This window comes from uncultured Maribacter sp., assembly GCF_947500405.1.
Lineage (GTDB): Bacteria > Bacteroidota > Bacteroidia > Flavobacteriales > Flavobacteriaceae > Maribacter_B.
In genome coordinates this window covers 1-23,174 of record NZ_CANMRY010000006.1, presented here as the reverse complement: position 1 = coordinate 23,174, position 23,174 = coordinate 1, and the positions used below count along the sequence as shown (strand labels likewise).

The following is a 23,174-nucleotide window of genomic DNA, read 5'->3' as shown; positions in this document are numbered from 1 at the left end:
TTTGCAAAAAATTATTAGTATGGCAAAGTCAGGTTCAAATGATAGAAAGAAGTTTTCAGGAAAGGGAGATAGAACTTTTAAGAAAAAAACGTATGGTAATAGTCCTGCTAAAAAACAAGCAGCACCAAAGAAGCCATCGGACCCAAACTCTATTCGTTTAAATAAATATGTAGCAAATTCTGGTGTATGCTCTAGAAGAGATGCCGATATTTATATTTCTGCAGGGAATGTTACGGTAAATGGAAAACCTATAACAGAAATGGGTTACAAAGTAAAACTAACCGATGAGGTTAAGTTTGATGGCCGTTTGCTAAACCCAATTAAAAGAGAATATGTACTTTTAAATAAACCCAAAGATTTTTCTACTACCGTAAGAGATGAAAGAGGTAGGCGTAATGTTGCCGGACTTATTTCTGCTGCATCTGATGCCAAACTATTACCTATAGATAAAATGGATAAAAATGCTACAGGACTTTTGCTTTTTACCAATGATGGAGATTTAACGAAAAGATTAAAAAGCCCTATAAACGGACTTCGTAAGATTTATCATATAGTTTTAGATAGAGATTTAAGAAGTGTAGATTTAAAACGCATTAAAGAGGGGTTAACTGTTGAGGATAAGGTTGTTAGAGTGCAAGACATTAGTTTTATAGATGACGCTCCAAAAAGAGAAGTTGGAATAGAAATATTTAGCTCTAGAAACCGTATTGTAGAACGTATTTTTGAGGAACTAGATTATAAAGTAGAAAAGATAGATAGAGTAGCTTATGCTGGTTTAACAAAAAAAGATTTACCAAGAGGACATTGGAGGTATTTAACAGACCAAGAAGTTATTAATTTGGGAATGATTAAATAACCCAAAAGTAAGATTAAGATAACTTTACAATAGTATAAAATCAAGATATTTGCAGTGCTACTTAATTAGTTAAGAGCATAAAAAAGCAAGCCTTAAGACCGATATTTTTATCGGTTTTGTCTTTTCTAGAGTTTTAATTTTCCTTCTAAAATGATTTTAGCACAACCTTTTATACTCATTTTATCCTCAGCAAGGAGGTTAACTTCTAAAAATCCAGTTCTTTTGGAGCATTGAAAAGACTTCATTTTTGTTTTTCCTAAAATAGCTCCCCAATATGGCGCTAAAAAAGTATGTGTAGCTCCAGTCACAGGGTCTTCATTGGTACCACTCCAAGGCCAAAAATATCTCGATTCAAAATCAAAATCACTTTTATTGGATAATGCGGTAACAAGAACTCCATTTATGGAATCATGCGATTTGTATAAAGCTTCAAAATTTGGAGTTAAGTTTTGTAAAACAATACAATCTTTTATATGAAGCAACATAATTTTAGTTTCTTCATTATAAACGCAATTAATTACTTCTTTTATTCCTAAAGCACTTAATAAATTGTTAGAAACCGTAAATGGAATTGTAGCATACTTGGGAAATTCCATTTGGATAGTATTGTCGTCGTTTTTTTCAATTTTTAGCTTTAAATTTTGAATATTGGTAAACTGAATGATATTAAGACTTTGGTTTTGTTCAAAAATAACTTTTGATGCTGCTAAACTGGCATGGCCGCATAATGGAATTTCCATTTTTGGAGAAAAAAAACGAATTAAAAATTCGTTTTCGTTTTGCTGAAATACAAAAGTGGTTTCTGAATGTCCTAACTCTTTAGCTATAGATAACATTATATCAGCCTCTAGTTCTTCGGTTGTAATACATACTCCAGCTGGGTTGCCCTTAAAGGGTTCATTTGTAAACGAATTAACAATATAGGTTTTCATGTTTATTTGGCTATAAATGTGTTTTTTTGAACTTCTCGTAATGCCTGCTTAAAAGAATGTACAGATCTAGTTACATCTTCTTTTGTTGTTGCCCAAGAACAAACACTAATACGAATTATTTTTCTGTTTTTCCAAATAGAACCGCCAACCCAGCATTCTCGTAATTCTTGAATTCTAACTAAAGTTTTATCGGTAAGGTCGTCTGTTTCGCAAGAGACCATTACTTGATTAAAAACAACATCATTTAGTATGGTAAACCCGTTTTCGTTTTTTAATTCGTTGGCGAATTGCTGTGCTCTTTTATGCATTCCTAGAATCATCTCATCTATACCACTTTTGCCTAAATATTTTAGAATTGCCCAAAGCTCCACAATTCTGGCTCGTCTAGACATTTCTGGCGTATAAAACGTGCCATCTCTCTCTTTGCTTGTTATAATATAACTTCCGGACATATGTAAAGCACTCATTAGAGCTTCTTTGTCTTCACATAATACAACACCGCTATCATAAGGCGTGTTTAAAGTTTTGTGCCCATCTACAGCCCAAGAATTTGCTTTTTCTGCACCTTTTGTTAAGTGTTTAAGTTGGTTTACGGCTCCAGCCCAAAAACCAAAGGCGCCATCAATATGCACCCAAGCGCCTGCTTTATTTGCTTTTTCGCAAATGCTTTCAAAATCATCAAACGAGCCACTATTTACGTTACCCGCTTGTAATATTAATAAAGTGGAGTTATCTAGTTCTGGTATTAATTCAGGTAGTATTCTCCCTTGCTCATCAACATCTACCCACTCTATATTGTTTTTTCCAAAACCTAACAGGCTAACAGCTTTCAACACAGTAGAATGCGCATGTTTTCCGGTTATTACTCTAATTTTTGGTGCATTAGAAAATCCCTGATCATTAATATTCCAACCTTGGTTGGCTAGTAAACGATATCTTGCAGCGGCCAGTCCACAAAAAGTAGCCATAGATGTACCACTTACAAAACCAGCAACAGTTTGCTCTGGTAGGTTAAATAGTTGTTTTAACCATTTCTCTACTACAGTTTCAAGTTTTGAACCAATAGGAGATAGCACATTCATTGTTGGCGATTGATCCCAATAAGTAGCTAGATTTTTTGCAGCCAATCCTATAGGAACAGAGCTACCGCATACAAAACCAAAGTACCTGCCTCCCATATTCGCTACGGTTGCAGGAGAACCATATGTGTTTAAGTGTTCTAAAACAGTATTTGCTTCTGAAGTTGCTATTGGCATTTCTTCATCAAAATTTGCTAAATCTGTTAATGCTTTTTCCGTGGGAAAAACATTTCGGTCAAATATTTCTGTTAGGTAATTGTATCCGTTTGTTTGGGCAGAGGTAAAAATACTTTCATCTTGGATATCAGAATACATTTTATCCTGAATTGTAACTTTTTTTTCCATACTAAAAGATTGTAATAATTCTTATCAAAGATGTTTTAAATAAAAACACCATAACAGATTCAGTTTTTGTAATTTTAACCAGTACAGATGACTATTTTAAAATGAAAAATGTAACCAAAACCTTTTTATATACCAATATTGCTTCGGCAATAGAGGAACAAATTAATAGCGGAGTTTTAAAATTTGGAGATAAATTACCTTCTGTACGTATTCTGCAAAGAGAGTATGGAGTTAGTATAAGTACAGTTCTACAGGCTTACTATAATTTAGAAGCTAAAAGCCTTATAGAGTCTAAACCTCGTTCCGGTTATTATGTTCTTTTTTCAAAAGACAAATTATTAAAGAGTCCTGAAAAGACTACCCCTAATTCTAAAGCTTCTCATAAAAGTAAAGCAGAAATAATTATAGATTTTTATCAAACTATAAATGAGAAAGACATTATTAATTTTTCATTAGGAGTACCAGCTCCGGAGCTTTTACCAGTTGCCAAACTGAGTAAAACGATGCATGAGACAATAATACATTTAAAAGCAGGTGGAACCTATTATGATACAATACAAGGTAGTGAAAACTTAAGAAGACAAATAGCGCAAAGAACTCTATTATGGGGAGGAAATTTAAAAGAAGAAGATATAGTTATTACAGCCGGTTGTACAAATGCGCTGTCTTTATCTTTAATGGCAGTAACTAACCCAGGAGATACTATCGTTGTTGAAAGCCCAGTTTTTTTTGGAATACTGCAATTGGCAAATACTTTGGGTTTACGTGTCATAGAGTTACCAACAGAGTCTTCTTCTGGGATGGACTTGAGTGCTTTAAAGGAAGTATTGAAAAAGCAAGATGTTAAGGCTATAGTTTTAATATCTAATTTTAATAACCCACTTGGGAGTATTATGCCCGATTCTCATAAAAAAGAAATAGTAGAAATTATTAAAGCGCACCAAATACCACTAATAGAAGATGATATTTGCGGAGAAATTTATTACGGAAAAAATAGGCCAACTACATGTAAATCTTTTGATGATAGTGGGCTAGTGCTATGGGTGGGGTCCTTTTCTAAAACTTTAGCAGGTGGTTATCGTGTAGGGTGGGTAGCACCAGGGAGGTTTTTAAAAGAAATATTACAATTAAAACTTTGTTTATCTTCTTCTACAACAACAATTACACAAGAAGCAATTGCTAATTTTCTAAGGAAAGGAAGATACGATTATCATTTAAGAAAATTAAGACAAACATTACATGCTAATAGCTTAAAATATATTACTACCATAGCAAAATATTTTCCAAAAGATACTAGAGTAACAAAACCGAAAGGTAGTTTTCTTTTATGGGTAGAACTTAACCCCAAAATAAACGTAAAAGAGGTATTTAATATGGCAAAAGAGAAGGGTATGGTATTTAGTCCGGGGACTATATTTACTTTACAAAACCAGTACCAAAATTGTATGCGCCTGAGTTATGGTTTACTGTGGAATACTAAAGTCGAAAAGGCTTTGAAAGAATTAGGAGAACTTTTAAAAAATAGTAGTCTTTAATAAAGAACCTTTATCATCGTATATTTTCCAAGGACCACTTTTTTTACCATTTAGATAATTTCCTTGATCATGAATTTTACCGTTTTTGTAAAAAGAAGTCCATGTGCCGTTGGGTTTTCCGTTTTGGTAATTCTCTACGTTTGCTATTTCTCCAGAATCATAATAGGTTTTCCATTCTCCAGTGGCTCCTTTGGTATTGTAAATTCTAACATATTTTAGTGTGCCATCTTTTGCATAGTGTTTCCAGATACCATCTTTATTATTATTTAAATGATTTCCACCAAAATACAATTGTCCATTATTATGATACGCTTTCCACTCTCCGTCTAAAATATCCTCTTTAAAAGTTTCTATTTTAAAGATGTTGCCATTGCTATAATAGCGAACCCATTTTCCATTTTTTTTATTATTGATTAGTTGTCCAGTGAATTTTACACTTCCATCTTCAAAAAAGTCTTTTACATCAATAGTTTCTTTTTCATAGGAAACGGTAACACCATTTTTTTCTTTGTTTGATGTATTACAACCTTGGATTAACAAAAAAGTAACTAAAAGCAAGAATATGTATTTTTTCAATGTAAAAGTCTATTAATTAGCATTCCATTTTTCCCAATCATGAGGCTCTTTTTTACCATCCCAAAAATACTTAAAAGGCAATGGTTTTTCTTGCCACGGAGCAAGAGGGTATATATCGTAGTTATCATCATGGTCATAAAGACCGTAGGTAGGATTTTTTCCCCAGAAAAACTCAAATTTTACAGTTTCTTTAATTTCGTTAAGGTATACACTACCTAGCACCATACAGTGGGTAGATCCACTAACAGGTGTTGTAAATGCCTTAGTACTTTCTATTTTTAAAATTGTTCCAATTGGGATTTTATAAATTGGATCCGAAGTCTCATAAAAATTAGAATTAGTCAAATCTAAAATATAAGGGTTTTCTAAAGCGTGTTTATGTATGGTTATATAGCATTCTTGCTTGGTTTTTAAACTTTTATTAATAATAGTATTATAGGGGTATTTAGTAGATAAGTCTTTGGTTTTTGTCCTAAATACTAAAAAAAAAGAGCCAACAATAATAATTGCGCTAAGTATTAGTAATCCAATTATTATTTTTTTTAAAATCATAGTAGTAATTTTAATCTATAGCGTAACCATCTCCAAATTGATAACTTATAATTAATCCATGCGTATTTCCTAGAGGAGAGTCATTAGTTGCAAGATTGTAATTATAAATAGCGCGTACATTATCAAACAAATAAATACCAGCTAAAATATTTATGGAGTTATTGGTTCTATATCCAGTACCAATTTCAAATTTATTTCTAAAACTTACCGCAACATTAATATCTGCTTGTAATGCAACGCCATCTTCATACTTTAATAAAACGTTTGGCTTTATCATTAAATCTTGAAAACGATTATTAAAGAAGCGATACCCAAAATACCCATAATACGGACTATTTAAATTTATGTTATCGTCTGTTGCTAATGCATCACCTAAAATATTTGGAGTAGAAACTCCTACATAAAAAGAGGCATGGTTAAAAAGAAATCCTAAGCCAATAGTAGGTATAGAACCATTAATATCTTGAGCAAAATTTTGGTCGCCAATAATTCCTAATTGTGTTAAATTATCTTGGTACTGTTGTAAACCTGCAGTAATACCAAAAGAAAGTACACCTGCATCATAAAGCTGCCAATAGGGTCTATTACTTTTAAAGTCGAAAAATATTTTATAAGAATAAGAGGCAAAAAAACTTGTTGAAGTTGTTACCCCAATTTCATCTCTAATTACTCCTGCTCCAATACCTACTTTATTGCGGTTAAGAGACCCATGACCACTTAATGAAAATGTTCTAGGACTACCATCAAACTGATTAAAAAAACCAGAATTACTCATAGAAAATTCTGTGTTTTCGGTTAAACCTGCGTAGGCAGAATTTAGGATAAAAGGATTATAATTATATTCTGTGAAAGTGGGCGTTTGTTGCCCAAATATAGAACTATAAGATACAAGTGACAGTATAACACCTAGTGCTAGCGTGCCAATATTTTTATTTAATTTCATTGGATTAACGCTTTAGAACTAAGAATCCTTTTGTTTTTTTAAGAATTGATTCTCCTTCAATTTGAATATTAAAGAAATAGGTGCCTGCTGGTAATTTTCCAGCGCCCATTTTGGTTTTTAAATTTGCTTGACCTCGGAAAACGGCTGTATTATTATCATAATTATTTATTTCAAATACAGCATCTCCCCATCTGTTATAGATGATCACTACATTTTCTGGGTAGTACTCAATATTATCTATATGCCAATATTCGTTTATTCCATCATCATCTGGCGAAAACCCATATTTAGTTTCATCTTCAGGAATAATGGTGGTAAAAGATTGTTCTTCACATTGTATGGCATCTCCTTTACTATTGTATGGAGTAATTGTCACATATATTTGTGTATCATAAGGATATTCTTGATTAGGTGTGTAACTAGTTTCACTACCCATTTCTTGGCTGTTAACTATATCTGTTCCTCCTGGAGTTGTGCCAATGGATAAGCGATATCCATCTGTTTTTTCTACCTCTTCCCAAGAAATGGTACTCTCTAAAGGAACATCATTTTCGCCATTAAAAGGGCTAGATAATGGAGAACATTCAGGAACTATTATTTCCGTCTCAAAACTTTCAGAAATACAACCAATACCACTTCCAGATGTATTGTATGGTGTAATGGTAACATAAATTAAACTTTCGGAAGGTAAATCCTCGGCAAAAGTATAATTGGTTAAAGAAGCTACGTCTTCATTATTAACAATGTCGTTACTTCCTAGTGAAGTACCTACAGAAATTCTATATCCATCTGCATCAAAACTTGTATTCCAAGAAATGTCAGTCATAACCGAAACTTCAGTTGCGTTGTTTATTGGAGATACTAAATTTGTACAAGGAGGAATTGGTCTTACCGTAAAACTTTCGTTAGTACACCCAATGGCATCGCCAACTTCATTATATGGTATTATTGTAACTGTTACTATTTCTCCTGGGCCAAATGCATTTGCGAAAGTATGTGTGGTTCCAGTAACTACTAAATCGGTTTCATTATTAGTTGTCGTGTTATTTCCAGAAATGGTTACTCTATATCCATCGGCATCTATAATTTCATTCCAGCTAATTTCATTTACTTCAGTAACTACATCATCATTCATTGGAGTTATTAAATTAGTACATAGTGGTACAGATTTAATGGTAAAACTTTCCGAAGTGCACCCAATAGCATCTCCAACTTCATTATATGGTATTATAGTAACCGTAACGGTTTCTCCTTGTTCAAAATCATTAGAAAAATTATAGTTTGTAGCGGTAGTATCAAAATTTGTAACATTGTTAGTTGTACTACTACTAGCAGAAACACTTAACCTATATGCTGTAGCATTAGCAATAGCATTCCATTCTAAATTAGTATCTATAGCAACATCTATAGCACCATTAACTGGTAGAGTTATGTTTGTGCATGATGGTACAGGTTTAATTGTAAAGCTCTCCGAAGTACACCCAATAGCATCCCCAACTTCATTATATGGTATAACGGTTACTGTGACTGTTTCTCCTTGTTCAAAATTATTAGCAAAATCATAAGATGTAGTTGTAGTATCAAAATCTGTTAAGTTGTTTGCGGTGCTACTACTAGCGGTTACAGATACTTTATAACCAGTGGCATCTGTTACAGTATTCCAGATAATATCAGAATCTACTGCAATATCTATAGAACCATTTGCTGGTGAACTTAGAGTTGTGCAAGTAGGCACAGGTTTTATTGTAAAACTTTCCGAAGTACACCCAATAGCATCTCCAACGGAGTTATATGGTATAATGGTTACGGTAACAGTTTCTCCTTGTTCAAAATCATTAGCGAAATTATATGTGGTACCCGAAGTAATATCAACATTTGTTATATTGTTTAACGTGCTATTACTTGCCATAACGGTAAGTTTATAACCGTCTGCATCTGTGCTTGCGTTCCATTCTAAATTAGTGCTTGGAGCAATATCAACAGCTCCTGCTGTTGGTGTTATTAAAGTAGTACACGTTGGTACTGGAGGAGGAATAATAGTAAAGCTCTCCGAGGTGCATCCAATAGCATCTCCTGTAGCATTGTAAGGAATAATGGTAACCGTAACAGTTTCTCCTCTTTCAAAATCATTTACAAAGGTATAAGTAGTACCAGAGGTTACATCAAAATTGGTTACATTATTTCCAGTACTGCTACTTGCGTTTACAGTTAGTTTGTAACCATCTGTATTACCGCTAGCGTTCCACTCAATATTTGTGTCTACAGGTATATTTGTAGCTCCATTATTGGGTGTTAATAAGGTAGTGCATAGAGGCAGTCCGTCTGTTGTAAAACTTTCTTCAGAGCAACTAATAGCATCCCCATTACTATTATATGGGGTTACAGTAACATAAATAGTAGTGCTCTCAGGTAAATCAGCAGTTAGATCGTGAATTAAAACATCTCCAACATCTCCAGAATAAATATCAGAACTGCCTGAAGACGTACCTACGGATAATTTGTACCCCGTAGCAGAAGTTATTTCGGCCCATGTTAAATTGATATCCGGGGTAACTGCAGTTGCTCCATGTATTGGCGCAGATAAACTTGTACATGACGGTGGACTCGTAGAATCTCCTGTAGTAAAGGTTTCTTCTATACAACCTGTAGCATCACCTTCTGCATTATACGGAATAATAGTTACGTAATGCATCCTAGCTTCTTGTAAATCTCCAGGAATATTATATGTGGTAAAATTACCAACGTCAATATTGTTTACTACTTCAATTCCACCAGAAGTAGTTCCAACAACTACTAAATATCCAGTAGCGTTAGATACCGCTGTCCAACTTAATTGCGTATCAATAGGTACGTCAGTTGCACCATTCAATGGAGTTGTTAAATTTGTACAAACCGGAGGTACAGGAATTATTTCTGTATGGAAGCTTTCTTCGGTACAACTTGTGGCATCACCCTCATCGTTGTATGGAATAATAGTCACGAAAATATCACTGTCTTCAGGTAAATCCGTTGTAAGGTCATATGTAGTAATGTTTCCAACATCTTCAGCATTAAGAATATCGCTTGCGCCAGTAGAAGTGCCAACAGTTATTTTATAACCATCTGCATTAGAAATTGGGTTCCAACTTAAATCTGTGGTTACTGGAACATTTGTTGCGGCATGTAAGGGATCTGTTAAATTGGTACATTCAGGAATGGTTGCTGGGCTGTTAGATATAGTAAAACTTTCTTCGGTACATGGACCAATAGCATCTCCTTCTGTATTAAAAGGAATTAAGGTTACGTAGACTACATCTCCAGTATTGAAATCGGATGCAAACTCGTATGAGGTTTCATTGGTTATAGTGGCATTATTTACAATATCGTTGCCTCCTGGGCTTGTGCCTACTGTTAAGCGGTATCCTTCTGCGTATAAAGCGTGTTCCCAAGTAATATTGGTATTTACCGGTACATCTGTATCGCCATTAAGCGGAGAGGTTAATAGTGTACAATCTGGTATGGGACAATTGCGAACATCTTGGTTAAATGTCCATCCAAAATTATCTATCATAGATTGTCTTTCTTCTTGCGCATCGCAATAGGGTAGGCCTTCTGCACCAAGGGTAATACCTGGAGTCAAATTTTGTTCTGACCAAGCTATTAGGGTGTTGTCGTAATTTTCTCTTACCAATGCCGTATTATCTAGCATATCTCGCATATCAGTTACGCTGCTTACATCCCATTCTGCTAAACTTTGGTTTAAAGCAATGGCATTATAGAAAGCAGAACGCATGCTTACAGTACCTAAATTCCATAAATTCATAGGTTGGTTGTATGCCGATGCATTGCTAAACATATAGTCCATATTGTTTACGCCAGACAAACGCCAGTTGTTTATATTTTGGTTAAAGGTGGTTGCGCCGCTAAACATTTCTTCCATAGTAATTACTCCTCGTACATTCCAATCGCTAATATTTTCATTAAAGGCTATGGCATCTTTAAACATATCTTCCATAGTAGCTACAGAAGCTACATTCCAAGAGTTCATAGTTTGGTTATAGGCTGTAGCTCCATTAAACATAGCTTGCATTGTAGTTACAAAAGAAACATCCCAAGGGTCAATGTTTTGGTTAAAAGTAGAAGCTCCCATAAACATTTCTTGCATGGTTAATGCTTCACCAGTATTCCAATTGGATATTGGTTCATTAAATGCTAGAGCGTTTTTAAACATGGCTTCAAAATTGGTTACCACGGCTGTATTCCAATTATTCAAGGGCTGATTAAATGCTGCAGCATCTTCGAACATCGATTCCATTAAGGTAACCGAACTAACGTTCCATGTATTTATAGGTTGGTTGAACATTGTTGCATCTTCAAACATACTTATCATATTGGCTACGGCACTTACATCCCAGTTATTTAAAGGTTGGTTAAATGCACCTGAGCCTCTAAACATCGCAGACATGTCTACTACTGAATTAACGTCCCAATTGTTTAAGGGCTGGTTAAATGCAGATGCATAACTGAACATATAGGACATGTTTAAAACATTTGTTACGTTCCAAATATCAATATCTTGATTGAAGAGCCTAGAACCACTAAACATACTTCTCATATTAGTTACGTTACTTACGTCCCAATTATCCAAGGACTGATTAAATACAGATGTATTACTAAACATAGAATCCATGTTAGTAACATTATTGACTACCCATGAATTTAATGGTTGGTCAAAAGCCCTAGCAGTATTGAATGTGCCTCTCATGTTAATCACATTACTTACATCCCAATTATCTATATTTTGATTAAAAAGTTCAGCTGAATTGAACATTTCTTCCATACTGGTAACATTGATAACATTCCAGTTGTCCAAAGGTTGATTAAATACGTCGGCTCTTTGAAACATTGACCTCATAGAGGTTACATTACCTACATTCCAAGAGTTCAATGGTTGGTTATATGCATCATTATTAGCAAACATATATTCCATGTTTGTAACGTTACTTACATCCCAGCTATCTATATTTTGATTAAAGGCTACTGCACTGTTAAACATATTTGGCATTGAGGTGACATTTCCTACATCCCAGCTATCCATGGGTTGATTGTAAATACTTGCTTGATAGAACATATTGGACATGTTGGTTACATTACTGACATCCCAATTATCGATATTAGAATTGAATAGATAAGTTCTCCTAAACATTCGAGACATATCTGTTACTTGGGTTAGGTTTGGTACATCTGTAGCATTATACTCCATATTTTCGCAGAAGTAAAAGGCCTGATTCATACTTTGCCATATCTGGTCTCCCCATTGGTCCATTGAAATAAGTTTTTTATTATCTCTATTGCTTGATTCTTGACGGAACGAAGGGAAATCTCCAATAATTGCAATGGTGTAAATGCCAGGATTTAAATAGGTGTGGGTTATGTCGGTAGATACATTGTTATCATATTGTCCATCTCCCCAATCAATATTAAAGTCGTATGTTAAATAGTCAGGATAGCCATCGTTTAGTTCTATTCTATATTGATTTGCTGCAGAAGAACTGGTATCTAAATTTCTAGTATCAATCGTAATTTTAAAAACATCTGTTCTATTTGCCCAGCTTTCTACAACTGTAAAGCTAGTTTCTTGACACCCAGTTGCTGGTCCTTCGTCATTATAGGGTACAACAGTTACATAAACGATATCTCCCGGGTCAAATTCGTTGGTAAAGCTGATGCCAACAGTATTTCCTACATCAAGGTTGTTCGCAGGAGAGCCATTAATGTTAACAAAACTTCTTACTCCACTTCTTTCTAATTCCAAGTAAATGCGGTATCCCGTAGCATTAGGTGCTGGATCCCATCTAATATCACTGTTCGCAGGCGTAGCCGTGTCACTTGCATGTGGCATGGTAATATCGGTACAAAGTACATACGAACAGTTGACCGCATCTCCAGAGATTATCCAGCCATAATTGTCTATTAAACTTTGACGTTGGTTTAGGGCATCACAATATTGTAGGTTTGTTGCACCTAAATTTATTCCAGTATTTACAGCTTGAGCTGACCAAGCTATTAAAATATCATCATAATTTTCTTGTGAAATACCACTATTGGACAACATATTACCCATATTTGTTGCGGCACTTATATCCCAAATACCGAGATTTTGGTCGAACGCGGCGGCATTATTGAATGCACTTCCCATATTGGTGACACTACTTACATCCCAACTATCAAGTGAATGGTTGAACATTGAACAGCTAGCAAATATTGAAGAAATATTAGTAAGGCTACTAGTTATCCAGCTATTTAAGGGTTGGTTAAAACTGTCGTTTTGTAAAAACATGGATTGCATGTTAGTTACATTAGTGACATTCCAATTATTCAGTGGTTGGTCAAATGCATCTGCATTTCTAAACATTCCAGACATGTTCGTAACAGACGATACATTCCAATCATTTATATTTTGATTGAATGTACTGCTATTGAAAAACATAGAAGACATATCAGTAACTGATGAAACGTCCCAATTATTTAAAGGTTGATTAAATGCAGAGGAAGTTGGACTTGTAGATGCAGCAAACATTTGTGACATGTTGGTTACAGCAGAAACATCCCAGTCGTTTAAAGGTTGGTTAAACACTCTGGCAGATCGGAACATTTGCGACATATTTGTTACAGAAGAAACGTTCCAATTGTTTAGAGGCTGATTAAAATTTGGTGTGTCGGCAAACATTTGTTGCATGTTGGTTACAGCAGAAACATCCCAATCATTCATTGGATAGCTAATAGCAGACTCATGAAATGCCCGGTACATATTGGTTACATTGCCAACTTGCCATGTACTTATATCCTGATTAAAATCGTTGGTTCTAAAGAACATTAAATTCATATCGGTTACTTGGCTAACATTCCAATTGTTTAGCGGTTGGTTAAATCTCCTACACGCAACGAACATTCCAGACATATCGGTAACTCGACTAACGTTCCAATTATTGATATTTTGATTAAAGTTTACACATGCATAAAGCATTTCTTTCATATTGGTAACAGATGAAGTATTCCAGTTATCCAAAGGTTGATTAAATGAGGTGTTTTTAAATGTTTCGGACATATCGGTAACCGAATTAGTAGTCCAAGAATCTACTGGTCTATTAAATATTGAACATTCAGCAAAGACTCCTGAAATATCTGTTATCGTAGAAACATCCCAATTATTCACAATTCCGGTGAATGAAGTTCCTCCTCTAAACATATTTTTTAAACTAGTAACCTGAGAAAGATCTGGCGAATCAATTAAATCAAAATTCATATTAGAGCAACCAAAGAAAGCATTCTCCATAGTCTGCCATTGAATATCACCCCAAGCCAATATTTCAATAATTTTTAGTTTATCATTAGCCCGGTCATCATTAAAATAGATAGCTGGGAAAGTGCCGCTTATTTCAATTGTATAGGTCCCTGGTGCTGCATAATCATGGGTTATATTGCCTGTTACTCCAGTATCTGTAGAGCCATCTCCCCAATCTACATCATAATTGTAAGTAGTGTATGCGGGGTTGGTAGGAATAGTTATTTGGTTGTTAGCAGAAGAACCTGTTTCTGTGTTATTGGTATTCCAGATAGAGGAAAATTCTTGCCCGAAAACACAAAAGCTAAAAAGTAATAGGAGCGTAGTAAGTATATGTTTTATCATAGTAGGTTTATGTATGGAATGGTAACGTTACTTTTTTTTTATTATGATTTATGGTATAATTGAATTTGTCTTTTTGTTGTGAACCTTATGTTTTTATAGGTAAACAAGACAAAATTAGAGGTTCATATATAGGTGTAGTAGGCTGAAAACAGGGAAAGTTATTAGGCTGTAAATAGCCTTTGCATTTTAATACATAAAAAAAGTGGTATTTAAATAGTAACTACTATTTAAATACCACTTAAAAAAATAAGAAAAATGGAGTTGGTGCTTTTACACCTTATTCATTTTCTCACGAATTTCATTTAAACAAAGGTTGCCTAAACTTCCTTCATGGGTGTGTTTAATATCTCGTTTAGGAGAAAAAGTACCTTCGTTAATTTCTACACCCATTTTTTTGTAAGCATCTCTAAAAGGTATTCCGCTTAATACTAGCTCATTAAGGGTGTCTACACTAAATAGATAATCATACTTAGGGTCTTCTAAAATTCCTGTGTTTACTTTAACTTCTTTTAAGCTAAAAGTTAAAATGTCTAAACAAGATTTTAATTCTTGAATTGCAGGAACAATAACTTCTTTAACCAATTGCAAATCTCTGTGATAACCACTAGGTAGGTTATTAGTAATAAGAATTAATTGGTTAGGTACTGCTTGTATTTTATTACACTTACCTCTTACCAACTCAAAAACATCTGGATTTTTTTTATGTGGCATTATACTACTACCCGTAGTAAGCTCATCTGGGAAAGAAATAAAATCAAAATTCTGGCTCATATACAAGCAAATATCCATAGCCATTTTAGATAGAGTAGCGGCAATACTACTCATACCAAAAGCAGTAGCCTTTTCTACTTTTCCTCTCCCCATTTGCGCAGCAACTACATTGTATTTTTGTGTAGCAAAATCCATTTCTTTGGTAGTAAAACTTCGGTCTATAGGAAAAGAACTTCCGTAACCAGCAGCGCTTCCTAGTGGGTTTTGGTCAGCAATTTTATAGGCAGCATCAATAAAATATAAATCGTCTACTAAACTTTCTGCATAAGCAGAAAACCATAAGCCAAAAGAAGAAGGCATCGCAATTTGTAAATGCGTGTAACCAGGAAGTAGCACTGTTTTATATTTATCTGCAAGATTTATAAGAAGACTAAAAAGAGATTTAGTTTGCTCTTTAATTTCTTCTAATTCATTTTTTAAATACAAATGCATAGCAACTAAAACTTGGTCATTTCTAGATCTTGCCGTATGTATTTTTTTCCCAGTGTCTCCTAGTTTTTCAATTAAAAGAAATTCTATTTTAGAGTGCATATCTTCAAAAGAATCTTCAATAGTAAAAGTTCCTTTTTCAATAGTTTTTTTAATAGATGCCAACTCTTGCACAAGAGCATCCGTTTCTTTTTGTGTAAGTAAACCAATTTTTCCTAACATTTTAGCATGCGCTGTAGATGCAATTACATCGTACTTTGCTAATTGTAAATCGAGCTCCCTATCATTACCAACCGTAAAATGGTCAATTTTTTTATCGGTGCTAAATCCTTTATCCCAGAGTTTCATAATCTTTAGTATTTAGTATTTAGTATTTAGTGTTGAGTATATCTAAATACTCTGTACTTAATACTAAAATCTATTTTATAAATCCGTTTAATATTTTAATATATAAATCTATTCCTTCTTCAATTTCATTTATGTAGATAAATTCATCTGCTGAATGCGAGCGAGTACTGTCTCCAGGTCCTAATTTTACAGATTGGCAAGTTAATGCTGCTTGGTCGGATAGTGTAGGCGAACCATAGGTTTCTCTTCCTAAAGCTATTCCACTTTTAACCAATGCATGGTTTTGGTCAATTTTTGAGGAGTTTAGCTTAAGTCCGCGTTCTTGAATTTCGCATGGCGCTTCTGCCTTTAATAAATCTGCTATTTCTTTATTCGTATAACTGTCATTAACACGAACATCAATAACTAGCTCTACTTGTGCGGGTACCACATTGTGTTGGCTTCCAGCATTTATTTGTGTTACTGTGAGTTTTACATCGCCTAATGCTTCGGAGGTTTTGGGAAATTTGTAATTCTTAAACCAATCTAAAACTTCAATAGTGTTATAAATAGAATTATTATTGTTTGGGTGTGCCGCGTGAGAAGGAGTTCCTTTTACAATAGCATCAAAAACTACCAAACCTTTTTCTGCGATTGCTAATTGCATTAACGTTGGTTCGCCAACAATAGCAACATCTATTTTAGGAAGACTAGGAAGTAATCCTCTTAAACTGTTAACTCCAGCATTTTCCTCTTCGGCCGAAGCTACCATAAGAATATTATGGTTTAAATTTTCTTGCGCATAAAAATGAGAGAAAGTTGCTAAAAGAGAAACCAAACATCCACCAGCATCATTACTTCCTAAACCGTATAATTTTCCGTCTATTACTTCCGGTAAATATGGGTCTCTGGTGTAAGCTTTATTAGGTTTTACGGTGTCATGATGAGAGTTTAATAGTAAGGTTGGTTTACTAGCGTCCCAATGTTTGTTTTTTGCGTAAACGTTATTATTATCTCTTGTAAAAGGAATAGAAAAACTAGTAAACCAAGCTTCAATAGCATTGGCTGTTTTATCTTCTTCTTTAGAGAAAGATTGTATACTTATTAGTTGCTTTAATAACGCAATAGCTTTCTCTGTAAGTACTTTTTGTTCCATTTATAAAGTAATTGATGTAAAGAGTTTAGCATTTGGCTGTATCATTTCAATATCTCCCAAACAAACTTTATTTACGTTGTTATGAAGCGCATGAAAACAATTTTCCAATTTAGGAAGCATACCATCTGCAATAATTTTTTGCTCTAAAAGCTCTTGGTATTTACTAGTGTTAATGTCTGTTACTACAGAGTTTTCATTTTTAATGTCTAAAAGAACTCCTTTTTTTTCAAAACAATAATAAAGAGTTGTTTCATAAATTTTACTCATCCCAATAGCTACTTCAGATGCTATAGTATCTGCGTTTGTATTTAAGATGTTTCCTTCGCCATCATGAGATAATGCACAAAAAACAGGAGTTACTCCAGTTGTAATAAGGGTGTTTAAAAAGGATGCATTTATACCATCTATATCGCCAACAAAACCAAAATCTACTTCTTTTACAGGTCTTTTATGTGCTTGTATTGCGTTACCATCTGCGCCACTTAATCCTATAGCATTAGTTCCATTTGCTTGTAAGCTAGCAACTATATTTTTATTGGTTAATCCGCCATAAACCATAGTAATAATTTCTAGGCTTTTAGCATCTGTAACTCTACGACCGTTTACCATTTGGGATTCTATCCCTAATTTGGCTGCTAATTGTGTTGCAAGCTTACCGCCACCATGCACTAATATTTTAGCGCCTTTTAATTCAGAGAAAAAGTTTAAAAATTTAGCAAGCTCTACTTTGTTCTCTATTACGTTACCTCCAATTTTTACGATGGATAATTTCTCTTTCATTATAGGTTTTCTAATATTTTCTTAAGTACTATTTGCGCAGCGTACGTTCTATTATTTGCTTGTTGTATAACTATAGATTGGTCACTATCTAAAACAGCATCATTTACTACTACATTCCTACGAACAGGTAAGCAGTGCATGAATTTAGCGTTTCCTAATTTTTCTTTAGTCATCATCCAACTGGCATCGGTATTTATAACTTTACCGTAGTCTTTATAATTACTCCAGTTTTTTACCGAAACAAAATCGGCATTTTTTAAAGCCTTTTCTTGGTCATGTTCTATAGTTACTCCATCAGTAATTTTTGGATCCAGTTCGTACCCTTTTGGGTGAGTTAAAACAAAATCGGCATCCTGTAATTGCATCATTTCTACAAAAGAATTTGCAACTGCATGTGGTAAAGCTTTTGGATGCGGTGCCCATGATAAAACTACTTTTGGTCTTTTAGTTGTTTTATTTTCGTCTATGGTTATAGCATCTGCTAGGGCTTGTAAAGGGTGACCAACAGAACTTTCCATATTTAGAATAGGAACAGAAGCATATTTTTTAAAACCATTAAGAACTACTTCGGCTTTATCTTTTTCTTTGTCTTTTAATCCTGCAAAAGCTCTAATACCAATGATATCACAATATTGGGACACTACTTGTGCCGCTTCTTTTATATGTTCTGATGTACCTTTGTTCATGATTGTGCCATCCCCATATTCTAACGCCCAACCTTCGTTACCAAAATTCATAACCATTACTTCTAAGCCTAAGTTTGTTGCAGCTTTTTGGGTACTTAAACGGGTACGTAAAGAGTTGTTAAAGAATAGAAGTCCTATAGTTTTATTTGTACCAAGAGCAACATTTGCTTTTGGGTTTTTCTTAAGGTTTTTAGCTTCTTCTACTAGTTTTGGTAGGGAATCAATATCGTTTATAGAAAGATAGTTTTTCATTGAAAAGGTATTAATAAGTAGCCAGTTACTGGATTACTTTTGTAAAATTACTTTTGTTATTTATGGCGTCTAGAATAAAATTTTCTTTTAACCCGTTTACAATCCAAGTTTCAATATTTGCTTTTTGAGCAATAGTTGCAGCTTCAATTTTAGATTGCATACCACCTGTTCCGTGCGATGATTTTTCATTACTTATTTCCTTTACTAAATTAGATAGGTTATTAACGGATTGGATAGTTTCTGGCTTTTTATTACTTATAGAATCTTTAGTATAAATACCATCTGTATTCGTTGCAATTATGAGCAAATCGGCTTGTAAAAGACCTGCCGTAAGTGCTGCTAATTTATCATTATCCCCAAATTTTATTTCATCTGTAGAAACGGTATCATTCTCATTAATGATAGGGATAAAGTTGTTAGATACTAATACATTAATAGTGTTTTTAATATTAATTTGTGATTCTTTTTTTTCAAAGTCAGAATATGACAATAAACATTGCGATGTAAAAAGGCCAAGTTCTCTAAAGTTCTCTTGAAAAATGCGCATAAGATGTGGTTGCCCAATAGAAGCTAATGCCTGCTTTACATTAATTTCTTCTCCGTTGTGTTCTAGCTTTACAAACTGTTTTGCAGCAGCAATAGCTCCAGAGCTAACTATAATAAACTCATAGTCTTCTTTTAAACTAGCAATTTGCCTTCCAATATCTTCAATTTTACCTCTAGATATATGGTTGGTTTCTTTTGTTAGCGTATTAGAACCAATTTTTAGTAAGATTCTTTTTTTATTCATATTCTAGTTAGCTCTTGACTTTTGGCTCTTCGCCTTTATCTTTTTATACTATTTTTTCATATTAACACTTCTAAGTTTATAGAAGTAAAATTTCCCTTTGGGGATGGGAGCATTATCTTGTTTGTCCGTTTCCTAAAATATACCATTTATTGGTTACTAAATGCTGTAACCCAATTGGTCCTCGTTGGTGTAATTTATCTGTGCTAATTGCTAATTCTCCTCCAAGACCAAATTGCCCTCCGTCTGTAAATCTTGTGGAAGCGTTATGGTACACAGCAGCGGTATCTACTAATTGCATAAAGGTATCTGCATTCTCTTTATTAGCTGTTATAATTGCAGCAGAATGTCCGCCTCCATATTTATTAATTTTTGTAATAGCCTCTTCTAAAGAAGGTACTTGCCCAAAAACAATTTTATAATCTAAAAACTCTTCATACCATATGTTTTCATCTTCTAACATAGAGGTGCCTTCTAAAGAAGAAAAAGCTTCATCGGTAATAATCTCCACATTACTTTTCTTAAGCTCAGCCATTAAGTGTTGTACAAAATGTTGCTTTCTAGGTATGTCTGCAGCAATAAGAACTTTATCTAAAGCATTACAGGCCGATATTTTAGTAGTTTTTGCATTTATAATAATGTCTAAAGCCATTTGTAAATCGGCTTCCGCATCTACATACACAAAATTGTTTCCTCTACCACTTACAATAACCGGGCAGGTTGCATGCTGTTTTACAAAAGCAATTAATTTTTCGCCACCTCTAGGAACAATTAAGTCTAATTTTTGCGTTGGCTTTTCTAAAAATTCTTGGGTTTGTTTTCTGTCAAATTGCAAATAAGAAACCCAATCTTTAGTACAGTTATGAGACTCTAAAGCTTTATGCCATAAAGCTACCAAAACTAAGTTACTATTTAAAGATTCTTTACCACCTTTTAAAAGTATTTTATTACCAGATTTAAAAGCAATACCAGCAGCTTCTATGGTAACATCTGGTCTAGATTCATAAATAATTAATATAGTTCCAAAAGGCGCTGTTTTATTACTTACTTGCATACCATTATCATGAGTAAAAGCAAAACGCTCAATCCCTAATGGATCTTGCTCGTTTGCTAATTGTTTAAGAGATAATACCATACCATCTATTTTAGATTGGTCTACTTTTAAACGGTCACCCATGGCTAAGTCTTCACCAGAATAGGCGTCTAAATCTTTTTTGTTTGCGGCAAGGATGGTCAATTTATTTTCAATAATTAAATTGGCCATGGTTAGTAATACCGCGTTACGTTCTTTTATGTTTAGTAAAATGCTCACTACAATTCTTCTTTAAGGGCATTAAAAAATAAGTCTATATGTTCTTTGGTGCAGTTAAGGGCTGGTAAAAAACGTAGTAGTTTTTTATTCATCGCACCACCAGTAAAAATATGTTGGTTGTAAATCATTTTTTTGCGTAGCTCTCCTACTTCAAAATCAAATTCAATTCCAAGCATTAATCCTTTTCCTTTGATGTTTTTTATTTGCGGAATTTCCTTTGCTTTTTCTTTAAAATAAGCACCAATTTCAGCAGCATTTTCAATAAGATTTTCATTTTCTAGTACTTCTAAAACAGCTGTTGTAGCAGCACAAGCTAAATGGTTACCACCAAAAGTGGTTCCTAACATTCCGTAAGAAGCCTCTATACTCTCGTGTATTAGTACGCCACCAACAGGAAAGCCGTTACCCATTCCTTTTGCAATACTTATAATATCAGGTTTAATATCATGATGTTGAAATCCAAAGAATTTACCACTTCTACCAAAGCCACATTGTACTTCGTCTGCAATAAGAAGCGCTCCATTTTCTTTGGTTAATTTGGTAATTGCTTGAAAAAATTCTGCACTAGGTTCATCTAAACCACCAACACCCTGTATTGCTTCTAAAATAACCCCGCAAACATCTCCTTTACTAATTTCTGCAGTAAAGGCAGCAATATCATTAAAAGGTAAAATAGTTACTTTTTGTTGTTTGTTTATTGGGGCATTAATTTTTTCATTATCTGTTGCGGCAACTGCAGCAGATGTTCTTCCGTGGAAGCCATTTTTAAATGCAATTACGCGAGATTTTCCAGTTTTAAAAGAGGCTAATTTTAAAGCATTTTCATTGGCTTCGGCTCCAGAATTACATAAAAATAAGTTGTAATCTTCACAGTTAGATGATTTACCAAGCTTGGTAGCAAGCTCTACCTGTAAAGGGTTCTGCACCGCATTACTATAAAAACCAATTTTATCTAATTGGTTTTTTAGTTTTTCTGCATAATGAGGGTGCCCATGACCGATAGAAATTACAGCATGCCCGCCATAAAAATCTAAGTATTTTTGCCCTTTATCATCTATAACTACCATTCCTTTTGCAGAAACAGGAGTTACATTATAAAGCGGATATACATCAAATAATTTCATACTATATTTTTTAAGAATAGGTTGGATTTACCCTTTTTTAATTTGATTTATTTTTTCGAAGGATGCTACAATTCCTTGAATTAAGGAAGAGCTTAAACCTTGGTGCTCCATTTCATTTAACCCTTCAATAGTACAACCTCCAGGAGTGGTTACACGGTCTATTTCTTCTTCTGGGTGATTTCCAGATGCTAATAATAAACCAGCAGCACCATCGCAAGTGTGTTTTGCTAATTCTTGGGCTTCTTTAGCTTCAAAACCTAGTTGTATGGCACCTTGCGTGGTAGCACGTATTAAACGCATCCAAAAAGCGATACCACTTGCACAAATTACCGTAGCTGCTTGCATTTGCTCTTCTGGAATAACCATAGATGCACCCACTTTATCAAAAATAGATTGCGCAATAGCAATTTTGCTTTTACCAATATCATTACTACACATACAAGTCATAGACTTACCTACCGCAATAGCAGTGTTTGGCATGCTTCGGATAATATTTTTATCACTACCAACAATACTTTCTATACGAGCAATACTAAACCCAGTAATTACAGAGATTATAATATGGTTTGGCGTTAGTAAATCTTTTACATCTTCTAGGATAGCTTCTAAATGGCGCGGTTGAATAGCAAAAATTAGAACGTCAGAATTTTTAACGGCTTCTCTGTTATCACTGGTTAAAACTACATTGTCATAACTAGTGTACTCTTTAATGTCCTCTAGATTTCTTTTGGTTAGGTACATAGAACTAGCTCCTTTGCTATCTAATATTCCTTTACCAATGGCTAATCCTAAATTTCCTGTTCCTATGATAGCTACTCTCATACTTTTAGTATTAAGTGGTTAGTACAACGTATTAAGTTTTTAATGCCTTAAAAATGTACAACTTTTGATGGTTTAAATTTTCTTTTCGTTTCTATTTATTATTGTTGGTAAAATGCATTAAGTAGTTAGTATTGAGGTTGTTATTTCAATTCGGAATAATATTTTCATTACTCATTACTCATTACTCATTACTCATTACTCATTACTCATTACTCATTACTCATTACTCATTACTCATTAC

General features: G+C 34.0%; 16 protein-coding genes. 2 read left to right on the top strand and 14 right to left on the bottom strand.

The features are described from left to right. Positions 1-19: 19 nt before the first annotated feature. Positions 20-856, top strand: a complete 837-nt coding sequence (locus Q0945_RS09540) for a S4 domain-containing protein (protein ID WP_298487363.1) — start codon at positions 20-22, stop codon at positions 854-856. 125 nt (positions 857-981) lie between these two features. Here Q0945_RS09540 and Q0945_RS09535 read toward each other — a convergent pair whose 3' ends face one another. Together Q0945_RS09535 and Q0945_RS09530 are read right to left on the bottom strand one after the other, a co-directional pair. Further along, a complete protein-coding gene (locus tag Q0945_RS09535) occupies positions 982-1,788 on the bottom strand; it encodes a PhzF family phenazine biosynthesis protein (protein WP_299433960.1) in 807 nt (268 codons plus the stop codon). Positions 1,789-1,790: 2 nt separating this feature from the next. Next, positions 1,791-3,212: an aminotransferase class V-fold PLP-dependent enzyme gene (locus tag Q0945_RS09530; protein ID WP_299433958.1), complete on the bottom strand. Its 1,422-nt coding sequence runs from the start codon at positions 3,210-3,212 to the stop codon at positions 1,791-1,793. A gap of 101 nt (positions 3,213-3,313) precedes the next feature. On the opposite strand from Q0945_RS09530, the gene Q0945_RS09525 reads away from it, so the two are divergent. Further along, positions 3,314-4,747 carry a PLP-dependent aminotransferase family protein gene (locus Q0945_RS09525; protein WP_299433957.1) on the top strand — a complete coding sequence of 478 codons (1,434 nt, stop codon included), beginning with the start codon at positions 3,314-3,316 and terminating at the stop codon, positions 4,745-4,747. On the opposite strand, the gene Q0945_RS09520 is transcribed toward Q0945_RS09525, so the two are convergent. The 12 genes from Q0945_RS09520 to proC all read right to left on the bottom strand — a co-directional run bounded on the left by Q0945_RS09520 (position 4,727) and on the right by proC (position 22,933). Beyond that, positions 4,727-5,323, bottom strand: a complete 597-nt coding sequence (locus Q0945_RS09520) for a toxin-antitoxin system YwqK family antitoxin (RefSeq protein ID WP_298487372.1) — start codon at positions 5,321-5,323, stop codon at positions 4,727-4,729. The genes Q0945_RS09525 and Q0945_RS09520 overlap by 21 nt on opposite strands. Before the next feature lie 12 nt (positions 5,324-5,335). Continuing rightward, the gene (locus Q0945_RS09515) at positions 5,336-5,875 is read right to left on the bottom strand and encodes a hypothetical protein (protein ID WP_298487374.1); all 540 of its coding nucleotides are present in this window, start codon (positions 5,873-5,875) and stop codon (positions 5,336-5,338) included. Positions 5,876-5,885: 10 nt separating this feature from the next. Continuing rightward, entirely contained in the window at positions 5,886-6,818 is a 933-nt protein-coding gene (locus Q0945_RS09510) for a PorP/SprF family type IX secretion system membrane protein (RefSeq protein WP_298487376.1), read from the bottom strand. Positions 6,819-6,822: 4 nt separating this feature from the next. Beyond that, positions 6,823-14,487, bottom strand: a complete 7,665-nt coding sequence (locus tag Q0945_RS09505) for a BspA family leucine-rich repeat surface protein (RefSeq protein WP_299433954.1) — start codon at positions 14,485-14,487, stop codon at positions 6,823-6,825. 270 nt (positions 14,488-14,757) lie between these two features. Next, positions 14,758-16,035, bottom strand: a complete 1,278-nt coding sequence (gene argH / locus Q0945_RS09500; RefSeq protein ID WP_299433952.1) for an argininosuccinate lyase — start codon at positions 16,033-16,035, stop codon at positions 14,758-14,760. A 70-nt stretch (positions 16,036-16,105) separates the two neighbouring features. Next, positions 16,106-17,170, bottom strand: coding sequence for a M20 family metallo-hydrolase (locus Q0945_RS09495; RefSeq protein WP_299433950.1), 1,065 nt, complete (start codon positions 17,168-17,170; stop codon positions 16,106-16,108). Beyond that, positions 17,171-17,950: an acetylglutamate kinase gene (gene argB, locus Q0945_RS09490; protein WP_299433948.1), complete on the bottom strand. Its 780-nt coding sequence runs from the start codon at positions 17,948-17,950 to the stop codon at positions 17,171-17,173. Next, entirely contained in the window at positions 17,950-18,888 is a 939-nt protein-coding gene (locus tag Q0945_RS09485) for an acetylornithine carbamoyltransferase (RefSeq protein WP_299433946.1), read from the bottom strand. Before Q0945_RS09485 ends, argB begins: the two co-directional genes overlap by 1 nt. A gap of 25 nt (positions 18,889-18,913) precedes the next feature. Next, positions 18,914-19,678: a glutamate 5-kinase gene (proB, locus tag Q0945_RS09480; protein WP_299433944.1), complete on the bottom strand. Its 765-nt coding sequence runs from the start codon at positions 19,676-19,678 to the stop codon at positions 18,914-18,916. A 112-nt stretch (positions 19,679-19,790) separates the two neighbouring features. Then, the gene (locus Q0945_RS09475; RefSeq protein WP_299433942.1) at positions 19,791-20,987 is read right to left on the bottom strand and encodes a glutamate-5-semialdehyde dehydrogenase; all 1,197 of its coding nucleotides are present in this window, start codon (positions 20,985-20,987) and stop codon (positions 19,791-19,793) included. Then, the gene (locus Q0945_RS09470) at positions 20,987-22,111 is read right to left on the bottom strand and encodes an aminotransferase class III-fold pyridoxal phosphate-dependent enzyme (RefSeq protein WP_299433940.1); all 1,125 of its coding nucleotides are present in this window, start codon (positions 22,109-22,111) and stop codon (positions 20,987-20,989) included. Before Q0945_RS09470 ends, Q0945_RS09475 begins: the two co-directional genes overlap by 1 nt. Before the next feature lie 27 nt (positions 22,112-22,138). Further along, positions 22,139-22,933 (bottom strand): pyrroline-5-carboxylate reductase, encoded by a 795-nt coding sequence (gene proC / locus Q0945_RS09465; protein ID WP_299433938.1) that lies wholly within the window; start codon positions 22,931-22,933, stop codon positions 22,139-22,141. Positions 22,934-23,174: the final 241 nt, after the last annotated feature.